General features: G+C 64.0%; 3 protein-coding genes. 1 reads left to right on the top strand and 2 read right to left on the bottom strand.

All coding sequences use genetic code 11. From position 1 onward, the window contains the following. The first annotated feature begins 209 nt into the window (after positions 1-209). A complete protein-coding gene (gene thrS, locus IEW15_RS24980; RefSeq protein ID WP_188583173.1) occupies positions 210-2,105 on the top strand; it encodes a threonine--tRNA ligase in 1,896 nt (631 codons plus the stop codon). A 94-nt stretch (positions 2,106-2,199) separates the two neighbouring features. Here thrS and IEW15_RS24975 read toward each other — a convergent pair whose 3' ends face one another. Beyond that, positions 2,200-2,685: a PaaI family thioesterase gene (locus IEW15_RS24975; protein WP_188583171.1), complete on the bottom strand. Its 486-nt coding sequence runs from the start codon at positions 2,683-2,685 to the stop codon at positions 2,200-2,202. 124 nt (positions 2,686-2,809) lie between these two features. Then, entirely contained in the window at positions 2,810-3,277 is a 468-nt protein-coding gene (locus IEW15_RS24970) for a MarR family winged helix-turn-helix transcriptional regulator (protein ID WP_188583169.1), read from the bottom strand. Positions 3,278-3,941: the final 664 nt, after the last annotated feature.

Genomic DNA, 3,941 nt, shown 5'->3' with positions numbered 1-3,941 from the left:
TCCCTCCCAAGCCAAAAAGGTCGACAACGAGAGATTCAGACTTTTTCCGCCCTGTCACGCACAGTTTCACCCGATTGCCCTGATGCGCAGCCTTGACCATGGCGGCGTGGCGCCACTATACCCTTTGGCGTTGGAAAGGCGCGTTCATGACCCAATCCGTGTCGTATGCGGGTGCGGCTGGCGCGTCTCGCGAAAGTGAGGACACCCCGATGGCGAATGACATCGCGCCGGACGTCTATGCCATGCGCCATTCCTGCGCGCATCTGATGGCGGCGGCGGTACGGGAATTATACCCGGAAGCCAAGTTCGGTGTGGGGCCGCCGACGACCACCGGCTTCTATTACGACATCGACCTGCCCGAGCCGCTGAAGCTTGAGGATCTGCAGAAGATCGAGCAGGCGATGCGCAAGCTGCGCAAGAAGAAGCTGCGCTTCGATCGCCGCGAACTGCCGATCGAGGATGCGATCGGCTTCATGCGCGAGCATCACCAGGATTACAAGGTCGAATTGCTGGAACTGCTGCGCGATCGCGGCACCACGGCGATCGCCAAGGAAACCGGCGATGACACCGCGGTCGATGGCGAGGCATCGGGCGTCGACAGCGTCTCGTTCTATACCACCGGCAATTTCGTCGATCTCTGCCGGGGACCGCATGTCGAGAACACCGGCCAGTGTGGCGAGTTCAAGCTGATCAACATCGCCGGCGCCTATTGGCGCGGCAACAGCGATGGCCCGCAGCTGCAGCGGATCTATGGTCTGTGCTTCCCGACCAAGGAAGAGCTGGAACACTGCATCTGGCAGATGGAACAGGCCAAGCTGCGCGATCATCGCAAGATCGGCCGTGAGCTGAAGCTGTACCGGTTCTCGCCCGAGGTCGGCGCCGGCTTGCCGCTGTGGCTGCCGCGCGGCACGGCATTGCGTGACGAGCTGGAATTCCTGGCCCAGAAGGAAGAGCGGCGCGATGGCTATCTGCGGGTGGTGACGCCCCATATCACCAAGCAGGAGCTTTATTACCGCTCGCGACATCTGCCCTATTATGCGGAAGACATGTACAAGCCGTTCGAGATCGACGGCGAGCATTTCTATCTGCGGCCGATGAACTGCCCGCACCACCATCAGGTCTATCTGGCCGAGAAGCACAGCTATCGCGACCTGCCGGTCCGGCTGTCGGAATATGGCCAGGTCTATCGGTATGAGGCGAGCGGCGCTCTGTCGGGGCTGATGCGGGTGCGTGGCTTCTGCCAGAACGACGCTCATCTCTATTGCCGCTATGATCAGGCCAAGGACGAGTTCCTGAAGGTCATGCGGCTGCATGCCCGCTATTATGATCTGTTCGGGATCAAGGACTATTACATGCGGCTGTCGCTGCCGGATCTCGACAAGCTCGACAAATATGTCGACGAACCCGAGAAGTGGCTGGCAGCGTTGAAGGTCATCCGCGAGGCGATGATCGAGTCGGGCTATCCGTACAAGGAAGTCGAAGGTGAGGCCGCGTTCTATGGCCCCAAGGTCGACTTCATGATCAAGTCGGTGATCGGCACGGAATATGCCATCTCGACCAACCAGCTCGATTTCCTGGCCACCCAGACCTTCGATCTGACCTATATCGGCGAGGATGGCAAGGAACACCCGGTCTATGTCATCCACCGGGCACCGCTGGGCAGCCATGAACGCTTCGTGGCCTTCCTGATCGAGCATTATGCCGGCAACTTCCCGACATGGCTGGCGCCGGTGCAGGCGATGGTGGTGCCGATCGCGGATCGTCACAACGACTATGCCGCCGAGGTCCGCAACCTGCTGTTCGACGCCGATGTGCCGACCGGCACCGGTGGGCTCCGGGTGGAGGTCGATACCAGCACCGAGCGGATGCAGAAGAAAATCCGCAACGCCCAGTTGGAAAAGATCCCCTACATCCTGGTGGTGGGCGACAAGGAGGCCGAGACCCGCACGGTGGCGGTGCGGCTGCGCAACGGCACCGACCTTGGCGCCATGCCGATCGCCGATGTGGTGGCCCGGATCCGCGACGAGGTGGTGAACCGCCGCGACATCGTCCCCACGGCCGACGAGGCCGCTGCGGCGCCGGAGGCGCCGGTTCAGGTCCACTGAGCGGGCGCCGGCAGGTGCTATACGGCGTGGGAAAGGGCCGTCGGACAGTCTTGTCCGGCGGCCCTTTCCGCGTTCGGCACCGGGCCGGAGGCTCTCAGGCCTGTCCCGCCGGCAGGATCATGCAGGTGGCCGTGGCATGGGCGCAGAGCCGGCCCTCGCGGTCGGTCAGCCGGGCTTCGGTGGCGGCGATGCGCCGGCCCATATGGATCACCCGGCCCTCGGCGCTGACGGGCCCTGATGCACTGGTCATGGCCCGCAGATAGGTCACCTTCAGGTCGACCGTGGTATAGCCGGTGCCGGTCGGCAGCAGGGTGTGCACCGCCAGCGCGATCGCACCGTCGAGCATGGTTGCGGCATAGCCGCCATGAACGGTGCCCAGCGGATTGTAATGATCTTCGGTCGGAGAGCCTTGCAGCACCACCACGCCGGCATCGGCGCTGGTGCCGGTCAGGCCAAGCGTGCGCCCGATGCCGCGGGCAAAGCCGCCGGCGGCAAAGGCGGCGCGGACCACCTCCAGGCCCGAGGCGGCGTCACTGCCGCCGGGTTGCGGGCGGGGTGCCTGGTCTGTCTGGTCGGTCATCGGTCGGTCGCTCCTGCGGTGCCGGCGCATGCCGCCGGCGTCGAGGCCGATGATCCGGCGCGCGCAGTTTCAAGTCAATAAGATTGACCTGATGGCATGATCAGGCAGTGGCAGACCTTATCGGTCAGGCATAGCGGCCAAGGGACGCCATGACCGCGGCCCAGGCATCGCGTGCCGCCGGACCGGCATCGGCAAAGGCCTGCTCCATTCGTCGTCGTTCATGGCCCGAGGCCTGATCTTCGACGGATTGCCCCATGGCCGTCAGGTGCAGGCGCTTATAGCGATGATGGGCGGGATCGCGGCTGGTGGTGATCAGCCCGCCATCCCGCAGGTGCTTCATTGGCCGGTGCAGTGCCTGTTTGGTGATCCGCAGCACGGCCAGCAGGTCGCCGACGGTCAGGCCGTCGCGGCGGGCGATGGTGTACAGGATCCGGTGGTGGACCCGCGACAGGCCCAGCGTCGCCAGATAGGCATCCGCCTCGCGGGTCATGCCGCGCCAGCCGTAATACATCAGCGCCAGCGCATCATCGAGCGGATGCAAGGCCGTCAGATCGTCGAGGTCGACGGAGCGGGGGAGGTGGTCGGTGGTCATCGCGGGCTCGCTTGCGGGGCAGGACGGGGCAGCGTCGGAATCAGGGGCGCAGGGTCGACATGTCCAAGACCGGCCGTGACGTTGCCGGGGCGATCGGGCGAGAGAGGCCAGATCCTTACATTGTCAGGAGTCGGTGCGTGAAGGATGCCATGACCATTCAGCGAAGCCGGCTGGTGCTGGCGGGGATCGGATTGGGCATCATGGCCATGATGCCGGGATGTGCCACCCAGGGACAGAGCCGATACCGTCACCAGGAGGTCGGCCGGGCATCGTGGGTGCAGTGGCCGGCTGATCTACAACCGCGTCTGTCGGGCGGTCGGCATGAACAAGGACATCATGCTTCTGAGCGGGGAGGCGGCGGCGCCGATCGATCGGTGGCGTAAATATATTTCGTGAGAGATCAACGGTTTGCCGGGGGAATCGGGCCGGGTCGAAAAAACCGTCAAAAAAGGTGTTGCCAGTGTGTGCGTGGGCCCTTATAAACCGCCCCACACCAGACGGCAGCGCGGTTGACGCGGCGCCGGACGGGGCCGAAAGGCCAGAAAATACAGACCCTTAAATGGGTCGCGGCTCTTGAGTGAGCTGACAGCGCCTGAGGGCGCGGCGGATCTTCGGGTTCGCTGGGGTTTGTAGCCCCGGATCTTTGACATTGTGAAACGGATCG

It is taken from the genome of Tistrella bauzanensis (assembly GCF_014636235.1).
Taxonomy (GTDB): Bacteria; Pseudomonadota; Alphaproteobacteria; order Tistrellales; family Tistrellaceae; genus Tistrella; species Tistrella bauzanensis.
The sequence above is the reverse complement of the archived record's forward strand: the minus strand, read 5'-3'. Positions and strand labels throughout refer to the sequence as shown.

Excerpts from the sequence above, each read along its gene's own strand:
- IEW15_RS24970 (WP_188583169.1), bottom strand. The coding sequence starts at position 3,277 with ATGACCACCGACCACCTCCCCCGCTCCGTCGACCTCGACGATCTGACG.
- thrS (WP_188583173.1), top strand. The coding sequence starts at position 210 with ATGGCGAATGACATCGCGCCGGACGTCTATGCCATGCGCCATTCCTGC.
- IEW15_RS24975 (WP_188583171.1), bottom strand. The coding sequence starts at position 2,685 with ATGACCGACCAGACAGACCAGGCACCCCGCCCGCAACCCGGCGGCAGT.